Genomic DNA, 26,131 nt, shown 5'->3' with positions numbered 1-26,131 from the left:
ACGCTTCGCTCCACATACTGCAAACACCTACCTTTGGCGATCGCAGTGGGGAAAGAGGCGGTACCGATCATCTCATCACCGCTACTTTCACCACATGAGAATCAAATTCGCTTAAGGAACACTAGTCTCATTCGCCACCTCTTGCGAGTCAGTAGACTCACCAAGCTCGGCAATGGATACGAGTGACTTGGCTTGACTAAGCTCCGATTCATTTGCATTAATTATCTCTTCCGCGTGCGGCTCTCCACTTGCTACCGTCACTTCGGCAGCCTTCCACAATCCCCCCGCACTCAAGGCCGCCCACGCCCACTTCGCCCAAGCAATGACCGAGGACGCTAACCACAAGGCCCACAATAACATCAGACCACGATATACCAGCATTGGTAGGCTCAAAATCCAGACCGACTGCATGGGGCCATCTATTCGATCTTGGTACCAGTTCAGTTGGGTCTGCGTTGAATTATTTCCCGCAACTTGCATATCGGGATTGCCGAGTAGCCCACCACGGACAATCTCTAACAAAATCGCGATAACCAACAAGCTATGCAGTACCAAAAACAGCTGACGTAAATTGACCTGCCACGCAGGGGTATTCGCTATATCGACTTTCCCTCTCGCAGCACAAGCGAAGAACCAGGTCATCGTCAAAAGGATGCTAGGCCAGCCGAGTTGCGTCATGCCGAGCGCAAGCAAGATCCACTGCCACCGAGTGACTGGTAAAAATTTCACTGAGCCTAGACCAATCGCGAGCAAGAGTAAGATGATCAATTTACTCCAAAATAAAATTGCTGGTGCCATGCCGTCACCACCGACGGCCAGTAACCAACGGTCCGTCGGCACTTGAACACTAACAGCACTGTTCACGCTGGCAAGACCAAGATTGACACTATCCGTGCTGAAGCTCGATGTCATGCCACGATCGACCCGCCAACTGACTTCGATCTCCTGTTTGCCTGGTTTGATTGGCAGAGTCAATTTTTGACCGATTGCTCTGATCGGGAACTCCACCTCATTGATCATGACCTTTTGTAATACGGCACCCTTTGGTAAATCGATACTATGATCCAAGCCACGGCTGCTGCGTGCTACAAACCATAGGCGATAATCGCTGGCTCGTGTTCCTGGTGTCACGCTTAAAAATGATTGATCGATGGTGATGGTTTGGCCTGCCACAGCTTGTGGACGTTCCACTTTAATTTCTAAAGTTTCACCCGCCCAAGGAAGGAAGACTTGCGTTCCGTTCAGAGCACCGACCTTCGGGGGTACGCCTTTCAATTCCAAGTGCCATAGATTATTCGCCAGCACGCTCCACTCTTCAATACACTGAGCAATCTTGGCATCAGCACAGTGATCGCTCGCCTTCAACAACACGCTTGGTGCTTGCTTTAAGTTAGAACTCCAGGTCACACGCTCACTTTGCGGCCCCATATTCAGCAAGACCTGCCCATCTTTGATCTGAACTCCAGCGGTGTTCACCGCCTCACCAGGAAGCAAGGCGATCTGCGCCAATACAGGCAAACCTTTAGGTGAGAGGCGCTCTACTTCGGTTTCGACGACCCATTCTTTCATGAACAAGAGCGTACGTTGAACGCGCAGCAAAGCTGGAAAATCCGCTTCCGCATTTTTCTTGGCATCTTTGCCCAGCTTCACTTGACGTGACAATTGAATGGTGTCGGCCACACCCGTCTCGTCTGAAATACCAGCGACGTCCCACCCAGGGGCATCAAGTTCAACCCGACGAGGTTTGCGGGGCAGCGGTAGTTGTAATGTGTCATTTTGCAAAAGTTCACCAACCAACTCCAATCGATGTCGTCCAGCCGTCACCAAGAAACCCAAAGCACCATCACTATCTCTATCGATATATGCGGTTTTACCATCAAGTCGTGCTTCATTTGGCAGCCAACTTTTTTTGCCGCCTGGTAGCGGCAAGGCCGTATCTAGTGCTGCATCCACATCCAAACTCAAGCGCACGGTAGTACCCGACACATGTATGGTGAGACGAGAAATTTCAGCGCAGTCGGGCAAACACTCTGCTCTGCGCGTGAGTTTTTCTCGCAATTCTTGCAAATGCTGATCGCTCGGTGTCTGCGCTGACGCATCGGCACAAACCAGGTTTTGCGCGAGGCCCAATAATCCACAGATCACGAAACTGCTCGCAAGTGTTTTAGATGCCCCAAGAACCGCTGTCATACGCTCACGAATCTGACGCAACAGAGAACCCAATTTCATATTTTTTGTTGAGTTCTGATCTCCGTCATTTTGGTCGCCCTCCGATTGATCGTCGGCATCGTCACCATTTCCATGTACTGGCTTGTGTTTGCTTTGGATCAGCACGGCGTGGCCGAGTAAGAGCAAAAGCAAACTCAACAGAACAAGGCGCAATACGACGACGATTTTCGAAGCCCATGGCGACAGCAACCACAAGTGAATCTCCTGCTCTTGCGTGACTGGCCCATCGAAAGTCAATGGATGACTCCGCCATTGCCAGAGCGGCAGTCCCGGTCCTGTTTGCACTTTGGCGTCGGGATCGATACCAACGTTTTTACTCAATGAACTGATATACCCTTTTTCTTTATCACTTTGGTTCCCGCGCGCGTATCTTGTGATCGCCACGCTCCTTACTTCAGGCTGAGGCGCATTGACGACCTCCGGTGGCGGAATATATGCGGGCGCAGGCATCGGCGCCGCATCCGTCAGTGGTGGTTCCATTGGGGGTGGTGCTTCAGCTGGTGCTGCTGGTTTAACGGTTTCTGGAGCCCTTTCTTGGGGCGTGCCCACCATCCTTTGCGGTTGATGACGATCAAGAAAAACCGACTCATTTTCCAGCACTGGATAGATCGCACCACGAATCTGCATGGTGGCAAATGCGAGACTCAAGACCAACAAGACCAACACACTGCCGCGTTGTATCCATTGGATAATTTGCTTGAATTTCCCTTGCGGCAGTACACGGTACAAGGCGATCAAACTAAAGCACAGCATCCAGAGACCACGTGGGGCATCAAGTTCTTGATACGACAAAACTAAGCTCACTAGCGTGACCACACCCCACTTTTTACCCCACAAATGTGCTGCGACCAAGGTCGTAATCAATATCAAAAAAATGTCGAATAAGTCCCACGAAGTAAGCCAAGCACCATTGGCATGATCAACTCCACTAGCGTGTAACAAACGCCAGCCAGGTGGTAGATGCAAATTCATGTCGAGTGCATCCAAGTCATGCTTCCATAAAGTCGCCAGCAGAGTTCGTGGCGCCTGTGGCAAACGGCTGTCGGCCTTCAATTTCAGATCCCCCCCCTGCACTTCAACACCAGCTAAGTGATCGCTGCCACTGCTAATTTGTTGGTCTTGCCCGTTCACTTCGATCCGCCCCGGTTGGGCTTGAGCCACCATCGTTAAGCGCGCCGGCCGACTCATTTTTCCACTGAGGCTATCGCTCATGGTCATGTCTTTGCCATCGAAACTCAACCACAGATCGCGCTGCAATTTCAACTTATCAGGAGTCGGCTCACTGTCACCCCGACGAATTTGTTTCAAGGAAAATTGAGAGCTTACTGGGCGCATCAAATAGGCGGGTAAATGGCGCCATTCATCGGGCAATGTGGTTTGTTGGGCGTCGATCGCTGTGGGCCCTTCAACACTGGCCAAACGCACCGCAGGGTTTGCCTCATAGACCCAGACTTCTTCCTCAGCCAGAATGCCGCTCGCGGCGGGCAAACTTAAATTTAGGAGATCTGCAGGTAAGCGTGAGACAAAGCTAATATCCCAAATCCCCGGCCGCGCCTGAACGAGGAGATTACCTTCTTCGTTGAGGGTAGCGGTCAAGTTTGAGTGAAGCGCTTGCGGAATCAACTTGGGCAGCAAAGCGCGCCCGAGGCTTAACTCCCTTGCCTTGCCTGACACTTCAAGGTGGAAGCGCGTTTCGAGCATGACAGGAATACCGTCTTTGATCTTACGAAACACCTTGAGGGTGGTTTGCTCCACACTACTCACTTCCTGTTTCTTCTGTAGCCAAATGCGATTTGCATCATCGAGCACCGGATGCGCCACTAATTTGCCATTCATTTCTAGGCGAACCAGACCAGAGTTTTGCGCTAAACCCAAAGACTCTGGCACTTGTGACCAATAAAAGCGCCCGCTGACTTTGTAAGTGCCACGATCAAGACGTATCGAAGGTTTGCCGGCTTGGCTGATGACTGGTAGTGCTTTGCCATCGACCAGGACATCCAAGGGCCAGTGATGTTCATCACCCGGTAAGCTAATCCACGTATCACCAAAGACTTGCCAAGTTTGCGTGAACTCAGCGCCTTTCGCACCGACTTTTAATTCAAGCACGCTAGGCCACTGGCAGGAACGCACCTCATCGCTATCAAAGGGATGTGGACAATTCAGGTTTGCTTGCTGATCCAGAACCCACGGAATCCAAGTCTTGAGTGGATCAGGAACCGAACTGCGTGGAAATTCCTGGGCCGCCACTATGCTAGGGAGTAGAAAGAACAAGGCTGCAGAGAGATATTTTTTGAACATAATTTGCCTCGAGAATGGAGCAAGCGACTGAAAAACAAATAAATTGAGCGACGTGGTTTGAGAAATCAAACGTCAAATTCCATAACAAAGCAAAGAATATGCTATTAACTAGCAATTTACAAGAAATTTAAATGGTAGCATAAAAAACAAAATACATTGCCTTAAAAGCAATTTAATGCACTAAAACGAGGCATCCTTATAAGAAATAGCGCTCATGTTGGATGTAAAGCAAATTTTTACATGTAATTTCTTGACGGCAATTAGATGCTCGTGAATACTCGTGCGGTGCCTTAGAAATTCATGACGTCCGATGGAACAATTACTCAAAGCGATAAAAGGCACCGAGCTCGAACCTGCGCAGTTAAACAAGGTCTTGCTACAGCTCTGTAAGCAACTCGAGCGTGCTTGGAAAGTGGAAGATATCCTCAACGCCTACTCACCGGTGGCTCGTGAGGTCTTGGGCTATCCGCAAGTGTGGTTGGCTGTCTTCGGCGAACGCGAAGGGATGGTGACCATCCTGAGTCACCGCAGCGAAGGTGAAGAAACTGCTGTTTCGCGTCTCATACAAAGTATCGATATTCCCATGGCAGGCGACCCCATGATTGACGAAATCATGGAAGGCGATCATGTTGTCGTCGTTGAAGACGCACGCATCGATCCTCGCACGAATAAAGACATCGTCGCCTTACTTCAAAATCGCACCATCATTAATGTCCCACTGGTGCTGGCGGGTCACAGTATTGGCTCGATTGGCTTAGGAACCTACGGCGATATCGAAGGTGTTCGCCCGCCCAAGACATGGCAACTCGAATTTATGCAAGCGATGGCCGCGCACATCGCGGTTGCCCTTGATCGGGCACGCTTCATGGCGGCGCGCAAACGTGCAGAAGATGATCTCAAGACAGCGGTTGAATTTGCCAATAGCTTGATCCATGCCATGCAAGATGGCTTCTCGGTACTTGACATCGACGGTCGCCAACTTGATGTCAATCCAGCTTTCTGCGCTATGACAGGTTTTAGCAAAGAAGAGTTAGTCGGCATCAAAGCACCTTTCCCCTATTGGCCGCAAGAAGAATACGATGGCATCTACGAAGCGTTTCGGCAAACCTTAGCCGGACAATTTCGTTCCTTCGAACTGGTTTTTCAAAAGAAAAATGGAGATCGCTTTCCAGTTGTCGTGAATCCGTCGGCAATCCGCAATGCCGCTGGGGAGATTGTCAATTACATCGCCACAGTCAAAGATATTTCCGAACGCAAAGCCGCTGAAAACATTATTAAGTTTCAAGCGACCCATGACGAACTCACGGGACTCGGCAACCGTCGCGCCTTCGAGCAAATTCTGCAACAGCTCTTTGAACAAACCCGCAATCACACGCAACAACATGTCTTGTGCTATCTCGATCTCGATGAATTCAAGGTGGTCAACGATACCTGTGGTCATGCCGCTGGCGATGAATTGTTAAGACAAGTTGCCCATCGCTTCAATGCGAGTTTGCGTGCGGAAGATCATCTCTGCCGAATTGGTGGCGATGAATTCGGCATGATCTTGCACAATCAGAGTATTGAACAAGCGATGCACATCGCCGAGCGTCTTCAGCAGAGTTTGGCCGCATTCCGCTTCCAATGGCAAGATCGTTCATTTGCAGTCGGCGTCAGTATCGGCATGGTCACACTTAATCAGCATACTGAAAGCGTAGGTGTGTTGCTGCAATCGGCTGACAGCGCATGCTACGTTGCCAAAGACGCAGGACGTGGTCGTATTCACATCTTTGCTAATGATGACCCCGCCCTAGCACAGCGTTATGGTGTGATGGAATGGGTCAGTCGGATTGAAAATGCACTGTCGAACAATATGTTCGAGCTCTATGCCCAATCCATCGTGGACATTCACGAAACCACCGATCACGGCTTGCATTGCGAATTTTTGTTAAGGATGCGCGATGGCCAAGGTGGCATCATTCCGCCGGGAAGTTTTATGCCCGCTGTCGAACGCTATCACCTCTCAGCACGTGTCGATCGTTGGGTCGTGAAACATGCCTTGGCATGGATGGCGAAACACATTGATCAAATCGGCCTTTGCTCAATCAATCTCTCTGGGCAAAGCCTCGGAGATCCACCCTTCCTGCAATTTGTGCAGGATGAGATCATTCAGTCTGGCGTCCCACACGAAAAAATCTGCTTCGAAATTACAGAGACCGCAGCAATTGGACATTTAGAAATTGCCCAGCAGTTTATGAATAGGCTCAGCAATTTTGGTTGCAAGTTCTCACTCGACGATTTCGGAAGTGGGCTCTCTTCATTCGCTTACTTACGCACGTTGCGGGTTGATATTCTGAAAATCGACGGCCAGTTCGTGCGCGACATTGAGACCAATCCGATCAACCTCGCGATGGTTAAATCGATTCATGAGATCGCCAGTTTAATGGGTAAGCGCACTGTCGCTGAGTTCGTCGAAAATCGCGAAATCTTGACGCTTTTAAAGGGTATAGGCGTTACCTATGGACAGGGCTACGGCATCGGCAAACCGATGCCGGTAGATCAAATGATTCGAGAAAAAGACTGATCATCTTCTCGTTGGCACATCACAAAAACCGAAGATCTGGGCGAAGAGCCAAATCACCATTGGTCTTCGCCATCTCGCTTAGCAAATCAAAGCCTGCAAGCCATACGCACGTCACACGAGTCATTCGCGTCATTCAAGCGATTCGATTCAATATTTCACCAAACTGTACCGGCAAAACAAGCATGCCGCCTCTGCTCACACTGCCTCTACTGTCTAACAGAAATGACACACTAATTTACCAAGTGCACCGTGCCAAAGTAGGCATTTGCATTTAAGATCTATGCAAACACGCGATTGACGCGATGAAACAGCGCTCGTCATTGCATAAACACCTTCATGCAGACTTAGTAAAAGAGCCCACCGATGACAACATCTCACACACACTTCAAAAACAGTCTCGACTACAGTCCAGAACAATTTCAAGATCTCTTGCGTAAAACCGAGCAAATCGTCCTGCAATTGTATGCTGATGCGCCTCAGCAAAAAGGCTTTCATGCCTATGAGCCTAAGGAAGTCGCCGCTTGGTTTGATGAAGCGCTACCGCAAGGAGCCAGTGATCCTATGGCATTGCTCGATGAAGTGAAGACCAAAGTCCTCGACACAGCTACCGGGAATCTGGGCCCAAATATGTATGCCTATGTAATGGCGGGAGGGAATCAGGTTTCGACGATTGCTGATTTTTTGACCTCGACCATCAACCAAAACGCGACCAAATGGCATCTCGGTCACGCTATGACAGAGATCGAAAAACGTGTCGTGAAATGGACTGCAGAGATGTTAGGCTATACCGCGGATGCTGGTGGTGTGATGGTCAGCGGCGGTTCGGCTGCGACCTTGACTGGACTGACGGTCGCACGCAATGTATTTTTCCGGGAACACAAGATCAATCAACATGGCCTGTTCGGCCGCAAGCCTTTCACCTTGTATTGCAGTAGCGAGACGCATAATAGTACGGACAAGAGTGTCGCCTTACTCGGTATCGGCACCGACAATCTACGCCGCATCCCCGCGACTGCCGATTTCAAAATGGATCTGACAGCGCTCGAGACGCAGATACGAAAAGACCTTGCCGAAGGCTACTCGCCCTTCTGCATCGTCGGTAACGCTGGTACAGTAAATACGGGCGCGATTGATGATTTACGCGGCTTGGCACAACTGGCCCAGCAATACAAAATGTGGTTCCATGTGGATGGCGCGTATGGCGGACTGATTGCTTCACTCGATGAAATGAAATCACTGTATGACGGCATCGAGTTGGCGGACTCCATCGCCCTCGATTTCCATAAATGGCTCTACCAACCATTTGAAATTGGCTGCACGCTGGTTCGCAGTTGGGGTGCTTTGCGTGAATCCTACTTCAAGCAAGCCGATTACCTCGATACCAGTCTAGAAGCGAGCAATCAACGCTTGGAGTTTAACGAACATTACTTCCAGCTTTCACGCAATGCCAAGGCTTTTAAAGTGTGGATGTCGCTCAAAGCCTATGGATTTGCGCAGATCCAAAACATGATGCGCAAAGACTTAGCGCTGACACGGTATCTAGAACAGCAATTGCGCGCTTCTTCAGATTTTGAGTTACTGACACAAAGTGATTTAGCCATCGCGTGCTTTCGCTATCGCGGCAAACTCACAGACGAAACAGCGATCGCAGAACTCAATCAGGGCTTGATTCCTGCTTTAGAAAATGATGGCCGCGTCTTCATCACCGGCACGCGCCTCAAAGGACAATTCGTCCTCCGCGCATGCATCATCAATCATCGCAAATCAGAAGCATCAATTGATTATTTATTGGATGTAATTCGTGATGTGGGGACACGAATTATGTCGCGGTAGAAGTTTTTGAAAACCCCTCAACGCCGAGACGCAGAGGCGCGGAGAAAAGCAGGAGAAAACCTTTGCTGCTCGAACTCTAAGGCCAAAAATGTCTTCTCTGCGCCACCTCTGCGTCTCTGCGCCTCGGCGTTGAGGGGTTTTAAATCAACGAAGACCGATAGTCTCGTCCTCTCTAACTCAAAGCATTCCTCAGCGCCTCGGCGTTGAGGGGTTTTGACTATTTACCAAACACGACTCAAAGGGAAAACAGCTCAAGCCTCATCGGGCACGATCGCTGTTACTTCAATTTCCACTTTGGCTCTATCTTCAATCAAAGCCGAAACCTGTACTGCGGTCATGGTTGGGTAGTGTTTGCCGATGAGCTCACGGTAGGCTGCACCGATTTCTTTGTAGGCGGCGATGTATTCCTTTTTGTCGGTGATGTACCAAGTCATACGAACAATGTGTTCCGGCTTGGCTCTGGCTTCTGCTAGGACTTCAACAATATTTTGTAATGCTTGACGCGTCTGTCCTGCAAAATCGTCGGTATGAAATTGCCCTTGTGCGTCCCAGCCTATCATGCCGCTAACACAGACAGTGCGACCTCGTGCCGCGATACCGTTTGAATACCCGCGCGGACGAGCCCAGCCTGGTGGTTGCAAAATATCCATCTTCCCTCTTCCTTTGTTTTATTTTTCCAGCGTCAGCAGCAAACTTTGTTTATTCGACCTACTTTGATCGAATCTGCCGAAACGATTTTTTGTGATTGCAAGGCCGCATGCCCTAACAGCAAGAACAACGACCAAGATTAGCTAATGGCATCAACAACGACAAATCTTTGCATCTGCGTTCGCAAGACTTCAGGCAAGGCAATCGCTTTTCGATCTCTCACATGTGCCATCACCAATACCAATTCTGCACGCAAACGTAAATCGTTTTTCTCCCCGACCATGCGGATCTCCACCGTGACGGAAGCACGGCCCAATTTCAACACGCGCAACTGCGCCGTCAAGCGGTCGCCGAGGACGCTGGTTTTCACGAAATCCGTCTCGATATGCACAGTCGGCAAACCGATATCTTTCACCACATGCATTTCATGAAAACTCATGCCCAAGGCGTGCCCACACCAATCTTCCACCACGCCGTTGATCAACTCAAAATAGCGTGGATAGAACACGATCCCGGCGGGATCGCAATGCGCAAATCGAATCTCAATTGGCGTGCTAAATACCTCGTTCATGCTTGTGCATCCTTGTACTCTTTGAGGAGTTCACGCGCGATGATCAATTGCTGCACTTCGGTTGCACCTTCATAGATTCGCAAGGCGCGAATTTCACGATACAAACGTTCGACCGGAACCTCGCTCATGACACCCATGCCGCCGAATAACTGCAACGCTGCATCGATCACTTGCTGTGCGCCTTCGGTGGCCTGCATCTTTGCCATCGCTGCTTCTTTGGTGACGCGCTGTCCTTGATCACGCATCCATGCCGCGCGGTACACCAACAAGGCCGCACTATCGATCGTGGTCGCCATCTGCGCCAACTTAGCTTGCGTCAATTGGAAATCTGCCAGTGTCTGACCGAACATCTGACGACTGGTCGCACGCATCATGGCTTCGTCCAAAGCACGACGAGCAAATCCTAGTGCCGCAGCGGCGACCGAAGTGCGGAATACATCTAAGGTCGCCATCGCCACTTTAAAACCTTGTCCGGCCTCGCCAATCCGCTGACTGACCGGTACGCGGCATTGATTGAAGCGCAGACGGGCCAGAGGATGTGGCGCGATCACATCGATGCGCTCTGCAATTTCAAATCCCGGCAAGTTACTATCTACGATCAAGGCCGTGATACCACGTGCGCCGGGCGCTTCACCGGTGCGTACAAAGACCACATAAAAGTCGGCGATGCCACCATTCGAAATCCAGGTCTTTTCACCGTCGAGCACATAGTACTCACCACTTTCATCGCACTGTAATTGCGCAGCACATTGCATCGCCGCGACATCAGAACCTGCCTGAGGCTCCGACAAAGCAAACGCTGCAATCGCCGCACCGCTGGCGACTTTCGGCAAATAGCTGCGCTTTTGCGCTTCTGTACCAAACAGGCTGATCGCCCCACTTCCCAAACCTTGCATGGCAAGAGCAAAATCGGCTAAGCCTGAATATCGCGCTAAGTTTTCTCGCAAGAGACAAATCGAACGTGTGTCGATGCGCTCCATGCGTCCACCATAGGCTTGGCCTCCAACCGCATAAGCAAGCCAATCCGCACTACCGAGTTGCTTTACCAAATCACGGCAAGTTTGGTCGACATCGTGATGATGCGTTTGATCGATTTCCTTAGCCGCCCAAGTATCGAGTGCCTGATGCAGTGCGCGATGTGACTCATCGAAAAAAGGCCACTGCAAATAACTATGATCGGCCATGATTTAGTTACCTTCAAACTGAGGTTTTTGTTTGTTCACAAAGGCATGGTAAGCACGATGAAAATCATTGGTCTTCATACAAATCGCCTGCATCTGTGCTTCCGCGTCAATCGCTTGGTCGACTCCCATATCCCATTCTTGATGCAACATTTTCTTAGTCATAGCGTGGGCGAATGTCGGACCGTCTGCCAGCATTTGTGCATAGGCTTGCGCTGCACCGAGTACTTCACTGGGTTCCACGACTCGATTAAAGAAGCCCCAACGCTCGGCTTCTTCGCCGCTCATACTACGACCGCTATACAATAAATCAGAGGCACGCCCTTGCCCGATAATACGCGGCAAAATCGCACACGCTCCCATATCGCAACCGGCCAAACCGACCCGTGTGAACAAGAACGCCGTCTTACTGCGGGCCGTCCCCATGCGGATATCCGACGCCATCGCGATGATCGCGCCAGCACCAGCACAGACGCCATCAACCGCCGCCACGATAGGCTGTGGGCAAGCACGCATCGCTTTCACGAGATCGCCCGTCATCTGCGTGAACTGCAGCAAACCAGGCATATCGAGTTTGGTCAATGGGCCGATAATTTCGTGCACGTCACCACCCGAACAAAAATTCTCGCCAGCGCCTGTTACCACGATGGCTTTGATATCGTCGGCATAGTACATTTGTCGAAACAGATCGCGCAATTCGGCATAGGACTCAAAGGTCAGAGGATTTTTGCGTTCGGGTCGATTCAAAGTAATGGTCGCCACCGTGCCTTGCACACTAAACGCGAAGTGTTGCGCTTGATAGTGTTTCAACGACAGGTGATTGCCTGCCAAAGTATTGCTTTCGCCTTCGAGATATTTCATATTTCACTCACAAACATCGCTACCGATCATCCTCGATAGCACATTATCGATAGTCTACTTTGCTAGTTTCGGTCACTAGCGTCATTTTCTATCTACTCAGAATAAAAAAACCAAGTAACACACCGACGATTCGTCAAACGATGGCGTTTACTTTTCATCACACTGCACCATCGCTTGCAAAAAAGAACGCTGTTGGGAGGAACTCATTCTCTCAAAATCGCCAGCTTACCGTGCTACTTGGTGTAAAACTGTATCAGCAACAGTATCAGCTTCAACATCGCCATCTTCTTGATGATTGTGGCTCGCTGATTTGCTATGTTTCTTCACTCATTTCTTACTATACTTTGACTTCCTACCTCATCGCTTACTGCGCACCGCCATGCTCATCATCAATCGCAGAAGCGGCATCAGGGTCCGCCATAAACTGTGATTTCAATTGCGCCAGGCCCTGCATCATCAGGCTCTTCTGCTCTGCTCCGACATTAGCAAACAACTCATCAACCCAAGCTTCGTGCACACTGGCCATACGTTCAAAGGCTTTACGCCCAGCGGGGGTGAGTTTGACACTGTAGGCGCGCCTGTCTTTGTGATCGGGTACTCGCACCACTAATTCTTCTTGTTCGAGCTGATCGGTGATGCCCGTGATATTGCCACCCGTGACCATCATTCGTTTCGACAGTTCACCCATGCGTAAACCTTCAGGATGGCGTTCTAATTGCGCCATCAAATCAAAACGTGGCAATGTAATGCCAAATTCAGCCCGCAAGCGATTCCGAATTTCGGTCTCAATCATGGTCGTGGTCGACAGCATGCGTAACCACAATTTCAAAGACTGGTGATGATCCTCGCGCAAGCGTGACTCGAGGTCGAGCGGTTCACGGGCTTTGTTGGCATCATCCATCACATCACCTCACCGCCAGCAATCGCAATCGCTTGCCCATTCTGCGCAGCGCTACTCGGCTGACATAACCACAGTACCGTATCGGCCACTTCTTGCGGTTGGATTAAACGTTTTTGCGGATTGGCAGAAGCCAGTTCGGTACGCGCTTCGGCTTCGCTACGACCGGTCTTTTCGACGATATTACGAATCGCTTCTTGAACGATATCAGTTTCGGTAAAACCTGGGCACACCGCATTCACGGTCACGCCTTTTTGCGCGACTTCGACCGCCAAGGCGCGCGTCAAACCAAGCACGCCATGTTTCGCAGCACAATAGGCGGCGACATAGGCATAGCCTTTCAAAGCTGCCGTGCTCGCGACATTAATGATGCGCCCCCAGCCACTTTTTATCATCGCAGACAAAGCTTCTTGGCTACATAAGAAGCATCCCGTCAAATTGACTGACAACATCTGCTGCCAATGTTCGACGCTCGTTTTCAGGAAAGGCGCGGAGCCCGCTTGACCGGCGTTATTTATCAAGATGTCGATCTCGCCCATGTTTGCACGTGCTTGAGCAAAGCCTTGACGGACCGACTCCGCATCACTGACATCCATTACCACTGCCATCACCGTCGCACCCACTCCAGCCGTCGCAGCCTCGTTTTCCAATTGCTGCAAAGCTTCGTTCAAGCGCCCTTCAGTGCGACCTGTTATCGTGACTTTCACACCCTGTTTGAGCAAAGCGCGTGCGATCGCCAAACCGATGCCGCTACCGCCCCCCGTCACTAGCGCATGCTTGCCGATCAAAGATTGCTCTGCTAGCTCGCTCATACGCATCTGTGTGTCATTTTGCATCATGTCTTCCTCAGCCTTCCAACAATTTGGCGGCGATCTCTTGCGGACTCATGCCACGATTGGCTGCCGCTAATTGACGTTCACGCTCCAAATTGCGCTCGAGTTGGAATTTGCCCGCTGCATACTGCTTCGGCCACGAGATATTCGTGAAACCAAGCTTCGCTGCCTCATGTAAGGTCCATGCTGGATCCGCCAAGTGTGGACGTGCCACGGCGCACAGATCTGCACGACCAGCGGCAATAATGCTATTCGCATGATCAGCCTCAAAAATCGCGCCCACCGCAATCGTTGGAATCTGCGCCTCATTACGTATGCGATCGGCAAATGGGGTTTGGAACATGCGTCCATACACCGGTTTCTCTTGTTTGCTGACTTGGCCCGACGAACAGTCAATCATATCGGCGCCGGCCTGCTTGAACAGCTGCGCGATCTGCACCGCATCATCGGGTGTAATGCCGCCTTCAACCCAATCGTGCGCAGAAATACGGACCGAGATCGGTTTATGCGCCGGCCAAACTTGGCGAATTGCCGCAAACACTTCTAAGGGATAGCGACAGCGATTTTCCAAAGAGCCACCGTATTCATCTTGGCGTTGATTGGTCAGTGGCGAAATAAAACTCGACAAGAAATAGCCGTGCGCGCAGTGCAGTTCCAACCAATCGAAGCCCGCCTTGTCGGCGCCGATCGTGGCTGACACGAAGTCTTGCAAAACCTGATCCATTTCAGCACGCGTCGCTGCCCGTGCCATCTGCGAAACGCCCGGTAGATATTGCTGCGCCGAGGCGGAAATCAATGGCCATGCCCCCTCCGCGAGCGGTTGATCAATACCATCCCACGCGCGTTTCGTCGCGCCTTTGGCACCAGCATGACCTAACTGCACCGCGATCTTGGCATCACTATTGGTATGGACAAAATCAACGATACGTTTCCATGCTGCCGTGTGTTCAGGTTTATACAAACCCGGACACGCAGGCGTGATGCGTCCTTCAGCAGAGACGCAGGTCATCTCCGCAAAAATCAAACCAGCACCGCCAAGCGCACGACTACCGAGGTGCACTAAATGATAATCACCGGCCACACCATCGTCGGCGGAATACTGCGCCATCGGCGACACCACAATACGATTCTTCAACACGACTTCTCGCAACTTATACGGCGTCAGCATGGGTGGCAAGGGTGGAATAGTGACACCAGCCGGTAAAGTTGGATGCGGCACTCCAGCTTGAGCGAAGGCTTGTTCAGCGATCCATTGTTCAAACTGGCTCACATACTGCGCATCACGCAAACGCAGATTTTCATGCGACAAGCGCTGGCTGCGGGTCAGCATGGAATAGGCGAATTGCGGTGCTTGCATGGCCGTGTAACGCTCGACGTTTTCAAACCACTCCATGGAATTACGTGCTGCACTTTGAATTTTCAAGACTTCAATGGCGCGCACTTCCTGATAGGCTTGCATCACAGCGGCGATACCTCGTTCTTGATGCTTCGCGAAACATTCGCTGAGTTCAATTGCATCTTCCAAGGCCAATTTCGTCCCTGAACCGATCGAGAAATGCGCGGTGTGAGCGGCGTCTCCCATCAATACGATAGGCACGGTTTTGCCATCGACTTCGAGATTATGAACCCAGCGTTGACAAATGATGCGCGGGAATTTAATCCAATTGGCAGAGCCACGTAAATGGCTGGCATTACTCATCAGCGCATGACCATCGAGGTATTTGGCAAACAGTTTCTCGCAGAAGGCTATCGCTTCTTCTTGCGACATTTGATCTAAACCAGATTTCAACCAAACGTCTTCAGGCGTTTCAACGATAAAGGTCGCGGTATCACCATCATACTGATAGGCATGGGCTTGGAACCAACCATGCTCGGTTTGTTCAAAAGCGAAAGTGAAAGCGGAGAAGAGTTTCTTGGTACCCAACCATACAAAGCGGCATTTACGGGTATCGATATCTGGCTGAAAACTGGCTTCGTATTTGCTGCGGATACGGCTATTCAAACCATCACTAGCGATCACCAAATCAGCTTGATAATCACGTGTGATTTGCTCTTCATCGATCACATCCGTTTCAAACACCAAATTCACGCCCAGCTCTTGGCAACGCTCTTGCAAAATGTTCAGCAAACGTTTGCGACCAATTCCACAAAAACCGTGCCCACCAGAGGTGACCACTTGGCCTTTGAAATGGACATCGATATCGTCCCAGTGGTTAAAGGCTTGCAAAATCGTTCGCGCGGTAGGCTCATCGGCTTTGACGAGGTTCCCCAAAGTTTGATCCGAAAATACGACGCCCCAACCGAAGGTATCAAACGGGCGATTACGCTCGATCACTGTGATTTCATGCGCTGGATTTTGCTTCTTCATCAGCAAGGCAAAATACAAACCAGCAGGACCACCACCTATGCACACTATCTTCATTACTTCATCGCTTTCTTCATTCGCAAGCTAAATACCTTGATGCTCTTCTTCACCAATGCAGGCAGATGATGCGTTCATCGTCGCCTAATTCACTCTCTACACTTGCTTTAATTTAAACCGTTGCACTTTACCCGTTTCGGTGCGCGGCAAGGCTTCGCGGAATTCGATCGCCCTTGGATATTTATACGGTGCCACGGCATTCTTGACGAAATCTTGCAGCTCTTTGATCAGCGCATGATTAGGCTGATCACCGAGATGCGCCTTACTGCTATCGCGCAATACCACAAAGGCTTTCACGATTTGCCCACGCTCTTCATCAGGCAAGCCCACCACGGCACATTCCGCCACCTCGGGATGCTTCAACAACACTTCTTCCACTTCTGGTCCGGCGACGTTATAGCCTGCGGTAATGATCATGTCATCTGTGCGGGCACGATAATGGAAATAACCTTCCGCATCCATTTCATAGGCGTCACCGGTTAAATTCCAGCCTTGGAAAACATAATTTTTTTGTCGCTCATCGGCCAAGTAACGGCAACCGGTTGGCCCTTTCACCGCCAAGCGCCCTATCACGCCGACCGGTGCAGGTTTACCTTCTTCATCGAGCACACATGCTTGATAACCCGGAATCGCTTTGCCGGTTGCACCAGCACGTGCTTCGGCACCCGCCGCGGAAATAAAAATATGCAGCATCTCCGTTGCGCCTATGCCATCGATCATGATCAAGCCAGTCGCGGCCTGCCAAGCCTCGCGCGTCGCTGCAGGTAAAGCCTCGCCGGCCGAAACGGTTTTCTGCAAACTCTTCAAGGAAAAGTTCTTCACCAACGGCAGCATTTGCCGATAAAAAGTGGGGGCGGTAAAACAGGTCGTCGCTTGAAATTCGTCGATCGCTTTCAGTAGGTTTTCCGGCGTCAATTTTTCCAATAACACCGCCGTTGCACCGAAGCGCAATGGGAACAATAACAAGCCGCCCAAGCCGAAGGTAAAGGCCAGAGGTGGTGTGCCTATGAATACATCGTTTTCCTGTGCTTTTAAAGTCGAACGCGGAAAACAATCACATATCGCCAACACGTCGCGATGAAAATGCATGGTACCTTTCGGCATGCCAGTCGTACCGGAAGTGAAGCTGATTAAACAAACATCTTCGGCATCGGTATCAACGGCAGTGTATTGTGCCGACTTACTTTGCATCAGCCCATCGACACTATGACCAAAATCCTCAGCAGCGTTAGCGTCGACATTGAAGCATTTCATTTGCTTTAGCACAGGCGCCATTTCCTGCGCCAACTTCATCTCCTCAAACAAGGCTGAAGAACATAGAGCCGCGCTGATCTGGGCTTTATTGATAATCACGCTTAATTCTTTGGCGCGCAACAAGGGCATGGTTGGCACGGCGATCAAGCCGGCTTTCCACACCGCCAAAATACACGCCGCCATCATCGGGTTATTCGCCCCGCGCAATAACACACGATTACCCGGCACCAAGCCCATGTCTTGCACCAAAACTTGGGCAATTTGATTGACCTTGTGGGTGAGCTCAGCATAGGTCCACTGCGCATTAGCACTACGAATCGCGACTTTGTCAGCAAAGCCACGCGCCACCATCTCATCCAAGAAGGCATTGGCGCAATTTAAGCGCGCGGGATATTGCAACTCCGGCAGCGTAAACATCAATTCCGGCCATTGCTCTACCGGCGGTAAATGATCAAATGCAAATGTATCGACATGTGCAGAAGAAGGAAAACGAACAGCCATCGAATGGTCTCCACTATCGGTTTGGGCTGGATTTCGGAAATTAGGATCGAGGCTCGCTAAATCGCTTTGATGTTGTCGTATCTTTGTATTTTGCAATTTTGACACTGCGAGCATCCATCAGCAAAAATACTTTAAACCTAAACTATTTAAAGGTAAAGTAGATTTTCAACAAGAGCCCATGGCAGCAACAGAAGCCTAGAATTGATTCCCAAAAATCGACGCCAAATCACGCAAATTCGACTTGTTTCACAGGAAATTAAGGTATATTCACCACCTATCAAAAAAATTGTCGCTGTCGACTTAAAAAAATAATACATGCGCTTCGTTTACTCTTTGGCCTGGTCTTTGGCCCTTCCTTTCGTTCTCCTCCGTCTCTGGATACGCGGTCGTCAAGAACCCGGTTATCGCCAACATATTGCAGAGCGCCTCGGCTTTTACCCTGCTTGTGAGCGTAAAAAACGCATTTGGGTTCATGCAGTATCGGCAGGCGAAACACGCGCTGCTGAGCCCTTGATTCGCGCCCTGCTTGCGCAGTATCCCGAACATGAGATCTTGTTGAGCCATATGACCCCGGTAGGTCGCAGCACTGGCAAGATTTTGTTTGCGAACGTGGCCGATCGCATTACCCAAGTTTTTGTCCCGTATGACATCAATTGGATGATTCGGCGCTTTTTAGGCCATTTTCAGCCTAGCATTTGCATCCTCATCGAAACCGAGGTGTGGCCGAATTTGATTGCGCAATGCAAAGCAGCACAGATTCCCGTCACACTAGTCAATGCGCGTTTATCAGAACGCTCGCTCCGCAAAGCCCAACGCTTATCCTCTTTATTCGTGCCCGCGGCAGATGCGATTGACTACGTAGCAGCGCAATCCGGCCCCGATGCCGAGCGTCTCGCCACATTGGGCGTGAAGCATTTCTGTATTACTGGCAATATGAAATTCGACGTCACTCCGCCACCGCACATGGCAGAACGTGGCGCTAAGTTGCGAAGCTATTTCGATCATCGCCCCGTTTTTATTTGCGGCAGTACCCGTGAAGGTGAAGAGACGCTGATTCTTGACGCCTATATGAAACTCGATTTGCCACGTGCCTTATTGATCATCACGCCACGTCATCCACAGCGTTTCGATCAGGTCGCGGCGATCATCGAGCAGCACAAATTACGCTACGTGCGACGCTCGAGCTTAGACCTTGATGCCGACGAATTACCGATCCCTGAGAACACCCAAGTTCTGTTGGGCGATAGCATGGGCGAGATGTATATGTACTATGCTGCCAGTGATCTCGCCTTTGTCGGCGGCAGTCTGGTGGAACTTGGTGGCCATAATTTGATCGAAGCCTTTGCCATGGGCAAAGCGGTCTTGACGGGGCAGCACACTTTCAATTTCTCGGAAATCACCGAGCAAGCGATCGCTGCCAATTGCGCGGTGCGTACACAGCATGCCGAGGATATGTTGAAGCAGGCACAGAAACTACTCGATAACGTGGAACTGCGTCGCAGTATGGGGCAAACCGCCTACGCCTTCTTCCTAAAACACCAAGGCGCCACCCAACGCACCATGCAGGCGATCTCGAAATTTATTGCATAGAACAAACCATTGAAGGAGATGACGATGTTGGCGCAATTCACAAATAAATTGAAACCAAGCTCCCTGCATCGTCTTCCGCACATCTTGCTCTCAATGAGCTGCCTGATTCTCAGTGCTTTGAGTTCTCCAAGCTATGCCCAATCATGCCCTCCTGCTGGTTATAGTGAAGCTTCCTTACAAGAGCTCAAGCAGAAACAATGGGAACTCAAGGGCGATATCAAAGGCGAAATAAAGCACGACCTTAAAGTCGACGCGAAACGGCAACAGCTCGCGTTCGCTTTACTATCCTGCTTAGCCTCACCCAACCCGCATTTACGTGACGAAATCGCTTTTGAAGCACTGTCGTTTTGGATGCGCAATAAGTTACTCGATACAGCTACCGTCCGAAAAATTTCACAGAAACTTCTCACACAAATTGCAGACACTCAAGCGTCGCCCAACGCTGACTTCAGCAAACCCTTCGCGGCTCTGACCTTAGCAGAAGTGGTGCGCGTTGATCGCTTACAAGCCTTCATGACCGAACAAGAGCGTAGCGACATGGTCAACGCGGCAGCGCAGTTTCTCAGTGGGGTCAAAGATTATCGTGGTTTCGATGAGAAAGAAGGCTGGCGTCATGGTGTCGCGCATGGAGCCGATTGGATGTTGCAACTGGCGCTCAATCCGCAGCTCAAGGCGGAACAGCATCAAGTAATCTTGCAGGCACTTGCCACGCAAATCAACAATGAACAGCACTTCTACATCTTTGGCGAGCCTGAACGCATGATGGCCCCGGTATTTTTTCTCGCATTACGGTCACCGCTCGACGATGCAGCATGGCAGGCGTGGTTTGAAAAATTAATACAAGGATCCACCAATGCCGCACCGATGAACACGCAAGCGAGTTTAGCAAGACGGCACAATCTCAAGGCCTTCTTGCAAGCTTTGTATGTCAATGTGCATGAAAGCAAACAAGAAAGAATCAAAGAAAAGTTGCAGCCCCTAATCGTTTCTAGCCTCAAAAAATTGAACTAATACGCGTCGCCGCAGTCTTAAGACGTCTGCATTTTGTAGGATAGAGGTAGTTCGGCGAACGCAACAACGCCAGCGCCTGTTTTGCATAAATCCCAAACAAGAATTAAATTTTGATCTTCTTTACGCCTAAGAAAAAATATTTGGAGGAACCATGTTGAAACACACTTTTAATCTAAGTCTGATCGCCACCACGATCGTGACCGGTATCGCCGCCAATGCCTATGCTGGCGATGGCAAATTGACTTTGGAAATGCTTTATCATCCAAATGAGCGCGTCAATTTCAATTCCGCACCACTCACACGTTTATCTTGGGACAATCAAAATCGCTTGATCGAATCAAAAGTCAATAAAGGTGTAGCTGAGCTGTTCGTGGTGAATCCAACGACTTGGGAAAAAACTGCTTTAACAGCGGACGGCAATATTTTGGCCATCCTCAAAGCCGCGAAGATTGATGAAAAAGAGGCTGCGAAGTTGGCAGATCAACTCGGCGCTCGCATCAAACCGGAAAACAAAGCCTATATCTTCACCTATAAAAACGATATCTGGTTGCTCGACCTCGGGGCGAATAAAGCTCGCGAATTAACACATACACCAGAACAAAAAGAAGACGAGGCGCTGCTCTCTCCAGACAATAAGCAAGTAGCCTACCTCAAAGGCAACGACATGTACGTGACAGATGTCGCCACGGCAAAAGAAACACGCTTGACAACCGGTGGTAGCGAAACCGTCTTCAATGGTCGTTTGGATTGGGTGTATCAAGAAGAAGTCTATGGTCGCGGTGACTTCCGTGCCTTCCGTTGGGCACCTGACTCCAAAAAGTTAGCGTTCTTAAGCTTCGACGAAACTAAAGTGCCGGTTTACACTTTGTCAGGTGACCACGCGCAGCCTGTCAAGACAGATCGCACGCGTTATCCAAAAGCCGGTGATCCAAACCCAATCACCAAACTCGGCGTGGTTGATCTCAAAGGCAAAGTCACGTGGACACACGATCCTTATCCTGGCAAAGAAACTTTGATCGTCCAAGTTGATTGGACACCGGATGGCCGTTTGATGGCCTCATGGCAAGACCGCGTACAGACCTGGTTGGATTTGCGCATCTATGACGCCAAATACATGAGCCAAGCCGTGGTGAAAGAAACTAGCCCAGCATGGACCGAACGTTTGCCATTACCGCATTTCTTAAAGGATGGCGGCTTCCTGTGGGAATCCAGCCGCACCGGCCACCACCACATCTATCGCTACAACAAAGACTTCCAATTGGTCAACGCCATTACCCAAGGTGATTGGGATGTCCGCGCAGTGCATGGCGTCGATGAAGCCAAAGGTCGAGTCCTGTTCGCCGCCAATGAACGCAACCCGATTGGCAACGACGAGTACAGCATCAAACTCGACGGCAGCGAAATGAAGCGCTTGACCGAAGAAAAAGGTACGCACATGGTGCGTTGGAACAAAACCTTCACACACTTCCTCGATACTTGGTCGAGCATGACGCAAACACCAAAACAAGCGTTGTTCACCGATGCAGGCGCGCAAGTGAAATTGGTGGATGATCATGGTTTGCCAGCAAAGTACAAAGAGCTGCAATTGGCAACCATGAAGCATCAGCAAGTGAAATCACGCAATGGCTTCTTGATGGAAAGCGTTTTGTTCTTGCCACCGAATTTCGATGCCACGAAAAAATATCCGGTCTACCAACACTTGTATGCAGGTCCGATGGCACCGCAAGTACGTGATCAATGGAGCACGAACCTGTATTACCATTTCCTCGCGCAACAAGGTTACATCGTGTGGGTCATGGATAATCAAAGCGCCAGCAACAAAGGCGTTTCTAGTGCATGGCCGATTCACAAGAAGCTAGGTCAACTCGAATTACAAGATCAGCTAGATGGTTTGGATTGGTTGCGCCAGCAAGGCTTCGCCGACATGGATCGCATTGCATTGAACGGGTGGAGCTATGGTGGTTATTTCACATCTTACGCGATGACGCACACCAAGGCCTGGAAAGTCGGCTTCGTCGGTGCCCCAGTGACTGATTGGCGTTTGTACGACAGCATTTACACGGAACGCTACATGGGCTTACCGAAAGATAATCAAGAAGGTTACGACAAAGGTTCTTCTTTGAAAGCAGCGAAGAATTTGAGTGGCAAAATTTTGATTATGCATGGCACCATGGACGATAACGTGCATCCACAAAACACCATCATGTTCATCGATGAACTGGCCAAGGGTAATAAGGAATACAGCTTGCAACTCTACCCAGCACAAGGTCATGGCGTGGTGGATCCTTGGTTGAATTGGTCTTTGCAAAAAGCGAAATGGAAGTTCTTGCAAGAGAATCTGTAAAACTTGCTGTGAAGTAGAAACAAAAAAACCGACGCCTAAGTGCGTCGGTTTTTTTATTGTCGTATTCCGTAGGTTGCGCTGGTAAGCCCAACGTCCGGTGCTGGTTGATCATTGATGTTGGGCTTCGCTTTGCTCAGCGCCAACCTACGTCGAGAAGTCCGATTGAATATTCATGAGACATAACGTGTAGGTTGGGCTGGTAAGCCCAACGTCCGGTGCTGGTTGATCATTGATGTTGGGCTTCGCTTTGCTCAGCGCCAACCTACGTCGAGGAGTCCGATTGAATATTCATGAGACATAACGTGTAGGTTGGGCTGAAAAGCCCAACGTCCGATGCTGGTTGATCATCGATGTTGGGCTTCGCTTTGCTCAGCGCCAACCTACAACTCAACACATGATTGATTTCTTTCTTTTACTCGTTTATTTGCAACCCCTCATCGCTTGCAAGGTACGACCAATCGGGGAGAATGTTTCCACGCGAGATCTCTCGATGAATTGATGAAAATGGCCAATCGGAGGCTCGTAACACATGTCCATGTTTTACAGGATTAAAGTGAATGTAGTTCATGTGGTTTTCCAAATCAATTTCGTCCACGATGAGATGTTCCCAATATCGACGCTGCCAAATGCCGCGTTCGCGTTTTTTGCTTCGACTCTGGCTAATTGTTTCGCCTCTTGGAATTGAGCGGGTAAATGATGCTTTGATGAGTGACCACCGCATCGCATAGTCAGAATCGCCCTCAGGTAATTGCCAAATCGTATGCAAGTGATCCGGCAAAATAACGATGGCGAGAATATCGAAAGGATGCTTTTCTTTTGCCTTGCGAATAGCTTCTCGAAGATACTCGATATTTGTTAGCAACAGTCGGCTCGATCGGTCAGCTAATACCAAAGTAAAGAAGTAGGTACCGCCTTTCTGTTTCACCCGACGATATTTCATTTCTCCCTCCGCAAATAGCCCAAGCCATAAAAGTAATTTATTTTATATTCTTATTGATAATAAAATAGATTACTTTTTTTGTGTTACGTTATTTTGTAACCTGGGCTGCAAAGCCCCGCGTCCGGTGCTGTTTGATGATTGACGTTGGGCTTCGCTTTGCTCAGCGCCAACCTACGGTCGCGTTTTATGAAACACCATAGGAATTTCCACGGTGCTTGGTGGCGCTGACTTGAAGATGTGTGGTTTCATGCTGCCCATGACATGCATTTCGCAGGGCTTGCAATCGAACTTCAGCGTGAATTTTTCATCGCCGCTGACCAGCGTCATCGGCTCGGCGCGGACTTGCCCTTGCACGCCAGTCACGCCTTTGGCTTGCTTAGGGCAGAGATTAAACGAGAACCGCAAGCAATGCTTGGTAATCATCAATGGCACTTCACCTGGCTCTTCATGCGCCTCATACGCCGCAGCAATTAATTGCACACCATGACGTTGATAAAAGGCGCGTGCTTTTTCGTTGTACACATTGGCCAAATAGCTCAAGCTGGTTTCTGGATAAACCGCTGGCGGTTCTTGCTCGGCAGTCCGTAGGGGACGCTGCCACTGTTGCACACGTGCTTGCTCGTGTGCAGCCACTGCATCACGACGTAGACCATTCATCACTGAAGTTGGAATAAACCACGCTTGTGACAACTTCACATCAATTTGCTCTGCGTAGAACATGGTATTGCCTAACTTCGCCAAGGCTTCTTGAATCGCTGCATAGGCTTTCTCAGCTTGCTGAGCAGGCTCGAGTTGCAAACTCACCTGCACTGAACTCGCAACGCCATCAGCGTCGTTTAAGTCTAATTGCAAGCCATTACCAGTTTCAGTGAGCTTCATCCACAAGCCCAATTTACGATCAGCTGATTTCTTGGTTAATGCCATTTCCCATTGCTGGTCGCGATTACGATGTACCGACATACCGACTTTGAGGCTCGCCAGCTCCGACATACGCTCATTCGGGAATACACGCCAAATGGTTCCGTTTTCGTTTTGTCCTTTACGCTCGACCACATTGGCTTGCAAACCCACGACTTCGCGTTTTTGCATGTAATTTAAACCGTCGCCATTGGCCAAATCATCATTGGTTTCGAGTTCGAACCAATCCTTACCCAATTGCGTGACATAGCCAATATGTAGGCCAACGAATTTGGGGGAATCAAAGGCGCCGATATTCTCAAGACGACCATTGGCGAAGTAAGTCGTATGACCGCGGTGAAAAGTCTTATCGACATTGGGCGTGAACGTGATTTGCGATTGACCACTCGATGCTCGGAAATATTCAGGTCGACGCTTTAAAATCTCATCGAGCAATAAACGATAATGCGCCGTGATATTTTTCACATAGCCCATGTCTTTGTAGCGCCCTTCAATCTTCAAGGATTGAATACCGGCATCAATCAACGCTTCCAAGTTCGCGCTTTGATCATTGTCTTTCATCGACAGCAAATGCTTATCATAGGCCACCACGCGCCCTTGGCTATCACTCAAGGTGTATGGCAAACGACAAGCTTGTGAGCAATCGCCACGATTAGCGCTACGGCCATCTTTGGCGTGCGAGATATAGCATTGGCCAGAAAATGCCACGCACAAAGCGCCATGCACAAAGTATTCGAGCGGCGTTTCGGTCGCTGCTTTTACTGCGCGGATTTGTTCCAAAGTCAGCTCACGTGCCAACACTAATTGCGAAAAACCGGAGGCGCCCAAAAACTGCGCCTTGGCTGGCGTACGAATATCACACTGGGTACTCGCATGGATTTGAATCGGCGGAATATCGAGTTCCATGATGCCCATGTCTTGCACGATCAAGGCATCGACGCCTGCATCATAAAACTCGTGAATCAATTTGCGCGCGGGCTCCAGCTCGCTGTCATGCAAGATCGTATTCAATGTCACGAAAATGCGGGCATGGTAGCGATGTGCGAATTCGACTAATTTGGCGATTTCACTCACTTCATTGCTGGCATTATGGCGCGCGCCAAACGAAGGACCTCCGATATACACGGCATCAGCGCCATGCAATATCGCCTCACGACCGATTTCCACCGTTTTCGCAGGTGACAATAATTCAATTTCGTTCTTACGCAAGCTCATAGCAGACCAGCTCTAGGAAAA

At 50.0% G+C, this 26,131-nt stretch carries 16 protein-coding genes; 5 read left to right on the top strand and 11 right to left on the bottom strand.

Annotated elements, in window-relative coordinates; translation table 11 throughout:
• Positions 1-111: 111 nt before the first annotated feature.
• Positions 112-4,527: a hypothetical protein gene (locus tag RF679_RS06500; protein ID WP_309483407.1), complete on the bottom strand. Its 4,416-nt coding sequence runs from the start codon at positions 4,525-4,527 to the stop codon at positions 112-114.
• 310 nt (positions 4,528-4,837) lie between these two features.
• On the opposite strand from RF679_RS06500, the gene RF679_RS06495 reads away from it, so the two are divergent.
• Positions 4,838-7,090, top strand: coding sequence for a putative bifunctional diguanylate cyclase/phosphodiesterase (locus RF679_RS06495; RefSeq protein WP_309483406.1), 2,253 nt, complete (start codon positions 4,838-4,840; stop codon positions 7,088-7,090).
• 363 nt (positions 7,091-7,453) lie between these two features.
• The gene (locus RF679_RS06490; RefSeq protein ID WP_309483405.1) at positions 7,454-8,923 is read left to right on the top strand and encodes a pyridoxal phosphate-dependent decarboxylase family protein; all 1,470 of its coding nucleotides are present in this window, start codon (positions 7,454-7,456) and stop codon (positions 8,921-8,923) included.
• Positions 8,924-9,174: 251 nt separating this feature from the next.
• Here RF679_RS06490 and RF679_RS06485 read toward each other — a convergent pair whose 3' ends face one another.
• The 8 genes from RF679_RS06485 to RF679_RS06450 form a co-directional block, all read right to left on the bottom strand.
• Positions 9,175-9,573: a RidA family protein gene (locus tag RF679_RS06485; protein ID WP_309483404.1), complete on the bottom strand. Its 399-nt coding sequence runs from the start codon at positions 9,571-9,573 to the stop codon at positions 9,175-9,177.
• A gap of 137 nt (positions 9,574-9,710) precedes the next feature.
• Positions 9,711-10,142, bottom strand: coding sequence for an acyl-CoA thioesterase (locus RF679_RS06480; protein WP_309483403.1), 432 nt, complete (start codon positions 10,140-10,142; stop codon positions 9,711-9,713).
• Complete coding sequence (locus RF679_RS06475) at positions 10,139-11,326, bottom strand: acyl-CoA dehydrogenase family protein (protein WP_309483402.1); 1,188 nt, start codon at positions 11,324-11,326, stop codon at positions 10,139-10,141. Before RF679_RS06475 ends, RF679_RS06480 begins: the two co-directional genes overlap by 4 nt.
• A gap of 3 nt (positions 11,327-11,329) precedes the next feature.
• Positions 11,330-12,184, bottom strand: coding sequence for an enoyl-CoA hydratase family protein (locus RF679_RS06470; RefSeq protein WP_309483401.1), 855 nt, complete (start codon positions 12,182-12,184; stop codon positions 11,330-11,332).
• A gap of 364 nt (positions 12,185-12,548) precedes the next feature.
• Positions 12,549-13,085: a MarR family winged helix-turn-helix transcriptional regulator gene (locus tag RF679_RS06465; protein WP_309483400.1), complete on the bottom strand. Its 537-nt coding sequence runs from the start codon at positions 13,083-13,085 to the stop codon at positions 12,549-12,551.
• Positions 13,085-13,921, bottom strand: a complete 837-nt coding sequence (locus RF679_RS06460; protein WP_309483399.1) for an SDR family NAD(P)-dependent oxidoreductase — start codon at positions 13,919-13,921, stop codon at positions 13,085-13,087. Before RF679_RS06460 ends, RF679_RS06465 begins: the two co-directional genes overlap by 1 nt.
• Positions 13,922-13,928: 7 nt before the next feature.
• On the bottom strand, positions 13,929-16,337 hold the full coding sequence (locus tag RF679_RS06455; RefSeq protein ID WP_309483398.1) for a bifunctional salicylyl-CoA 5-hydroxylase/oxidoreductase: 2,409 nt from the start codon (positions 16,335-16,337) through the stop codon (positions 13,929-13,931).
• Between the two features lie 96 nt (positions 16,338-16,433).
• On the bottom strand, positions 16,434-18,092 hold the full coding sequence (locus tag RF679_RS06450; RefSeq protein ID WP_309483397.1) for an AMP-binding protein: 1,659 nt from the start codon (positions 18,090-18,092) through the stop codon (positions 16,434-16,436).
• Positions 18,093-18,407: 315 nt separating this feature from the next.
• Between RF679_RS06450 and waaA the strand changes: the two genes are divergently transcribed.
• From waaA to RF679_RS06435, 3 genes are all read left to right on the top strand, one after another.
• Positions 18,408-19,682, top strand: coding sequence for a lipid IV(A) 3-deoxy-D-manno-octulosonic acid transferase (waaA, locus tag RF679_RS06445; protein ID WP_309483396.1), 1,275 nt, complete (start codon positions 18,408-18,410; stop codon positions 19,680-19,682).
• Between the two features lie 24 nt (positions 19,683-19,706).
• The gene (locus RF679_RS06440) at positions 19,707-20,693 is read left to right on the top strand and encodes a DUF2785 domain-containing protein (RefSeq protein WP_309483395.1); all 987 of its coding nucleotides are present in this window, start codon (positions 19,707-19,709) and stop codon (positions 20,691-20,693) included.
• 151 nt (positions 20,694-20,844) lie between these two features.
• Complete coding sequence (locus tag RF679_RS06435) at positions 20,845-23,037, top strand: S9 family peptidase (RefSeq protein WP_309483394.1); 2,193 nt, start codon at positions 20,845-20,847, stop codon at positions 23,035-23,037.
• Positions 23,038-23,449: 412 nt separating this feature from the next.
• On the opposite strand, the gene RF679_RS06430 is transcribed toward RF679_RS06435, so the two are convergent.
• Both RF679_RS06430 and RF679_RS06425 read right to left on the bottom strand, forming a co-directional pair.
• Positions 23,450-23,977 (bottom strand): REP-associated tyrosine transposase, encoded by a 528-nt coding sequence (locus RF679_RS06430; protein WP_309483393.1) that lies wholly within the window; start codon positions 23,975-23,977, stop codon positions 23,450-23,452.
• 171 nt (positions 23,978-24,148) lie between these two features.
• Complete coding sequence (locus tag RF679_RS06425) at positions 24,149-26,110, bottom strand: peptidase U32 family protein (RefSeq protein WP_309483392.1); 1,962 nt, start codon at positions 26,108-26,110, stop codon at positions 24,149-24,151.
• Positions 26,111-26,131: the final 21 nt, after the last annotated feature.

The sequence above is a fragment of the Undibacterium cyanobacteriorum genome (assembly GCF_031326225.1).
Taxonomy (GTDB): Bacteria; Pseudomonadota; Gammaproteobacteria; order Burkholderiales; family Burkholderiaceae_D; genus Undibacterium; species Undibacterium cyanobacteriorum.
This window is presented reverse-complemented; position numbering and strand designations above follow the sequence as displayed.

Excerpts from the sequence above, each read along its gene's own strand:
- RF679_RS06500 (WP_309483407.1), bottom strand. The coding sequence starts at position 4,527 with ATGTTCAAAAAATATCTCTCTGCAGCCTTGTTCTTTCTACTCCCTAGC.
- RF679_RS06495 (WP_309483406.1), top strand. The coding sequence starts at position 4,838 with ATGGAACAATTACTCAAAGCGATAAAAGGCACCGAGCTCGAACCTGCG.
- RF679_RS06490 (WP_309483405.1), top strand. The coding sequence starts at position 7,454 with ATGACAACATCTCACACACACTTCAAAAACAGTCTCGACTACAGTCCA.
- RF679_RS06485 (WP_309483404.1), bottom strand. The coding sequence starts at position 9,573 with ATGGATATTTTGCAACCACCAGGCTGGGCTCGTCCGCGCGGGTATTCA.
- RF679_RS06480 (WP_309483403.1), bottom strand. The coding sequence starts at position 10,142 with ATGAACGAGGTATTTAGCACGCCAATTGAGATTCGATTTGCGCATTGC.
- RF679_RS06475 (WP_309483402.1), bottom strand. The coding sequence starts at position 11,326 with ATGGCCGATCATAGTTATTTGCAGTGGCCTTTTTTCGATGAGTCACAT.
- RF679_RS06470 (WP_309483401.1), bottom strand. The coding sequence starts at position 12,184 with ATGAAATATCTCGAAGGCGAAAGCAATACTTTGGCAGGCAATCACCTG.
- RF679_RS06465 (WP_309483400.1), bottom strand. The coding sequence starts at position 13,085 with ATGGATGATGCCAACAAAGCCCGTGAACCGCTCGACCTCGAGTCACGC.
- RF679_RS06460 (WP_309483399.1), bottom strand. The coding sequence starts at position 13,921 with ATGATGCAAAATGACACACAGATGCGTATGAGCGAGCTAGCAGAGCAA.
- RF679_RS06455 (WP_309483398.1), bottom strand. The coding sequence starts at position 16,337 with ATGAAGATAGTGTGCATAGGTGGTGGTCCTGCTGGTTTGTATTTTGCC.
- RF679_RS06450 (WP_309483397.1), bottom strand. The coding sequence starts at position 18,092 with ATGGCTGTTCGTTTTCCTTCTTCTGCACATGTCGATACATTTGCATTT.
- waaA (WP_309483396.1), top strand. The coding sequence starts at position 18,408 with ATGCGCTTCGTTTACTCTTTGGCCTGGTCTTTGGCCCTTCCTTTCGTT.
- RF679_RS06440 (WP_309483395.1), top strand. The coding sequence starts at position 19,707 with ATGTTGGCGCAATTCACAAATAAATTGAAACCAAGCTCCCTGCATCGT.
- RF679_RS06435 (WP_309483394.1), top strand. The coding sequence starts at position 20,845 with ATGTTGAAACACACTTTTAATCTAAGTCTGATCGCCACCACGATCGTG.
- RF679_RS06430 (WP_309483393.1), bottom strand. The coding sequence starts at position 23,977 with ATGAAATATCGTCGGGTGAAACAGAAAGGCGGTACCTACTTCTTTACT.
- RF679_RS06425 (WP_309483392.1), bottom strand. The coding sequence starts at position 26,110 with ATGAGCTTGCGTAAGAACGAAATTGAATTATTGTCACCTGCGAAAACG.